Annotated in this window: 1 protein-coding gene; it reads right to left on the bottom strand. The window is 42.6% G+C overall.

Annotation, left to right across the window (positions count from 1 at the left end):
• On the bottom strand, nucleotides 1-368 hold a 368-nt coding region (gene pnuC / locus R7044_RS27800; RefSeq protein ID WP_225456316.1), incomplete at its 3' end, for a nicotinamide riboside transporter PnuC.
• Between the last annotated feature and the right edge of the window lie 160 nt (nucleotides 369-528).

Raw genomic sequence — 528 nt, forward strand, 5'->3', positions numbered from 1 at the left:
AATGCAATCGAGACCACACAAACAACCGCAGTCGCCATCAGCTTTTGCTTGCTAAGCCAACGAACTTCCAACGTTTCACCTTGTGCATTTGGTCGAGTCCATGCGTACCAACCGTAAATATTGGCGCAGAAGAAAAACAGTTGAAGAAGTAGCAACCCGTACAACTGAATTTGGAAAAAGATAACAGCAAAAAGCGTGACATTCAGTAAGCCGAATACGTAGTTGATGGTCTTCTCTTGGCTCGCAAACCAAATGCAAAGCAGACCAAAGACGGTTCCGAATGCTTCGATCCAGCTCATTGCGTAGCCGTCTCCAATCGGAATGGTAACGAGGGTATTGTTGATATCGAGTAAGGCGAATAGGTCCATGGTGATGTCCTTTATTATTTTGTTTGGAATACGCCCATATTAGGGTGCAGCAACAAACAAAAAGGAGGACATTTGTCCTCCTCTTGATGAACTCGATCATAAATCAGATCATTACTTACTTGAAAGCGCCTATTTATCTCAATTATTCATTCCAAATGAA

Source organism: Vibrio sp. 1402, assembly GCF_033340275.1.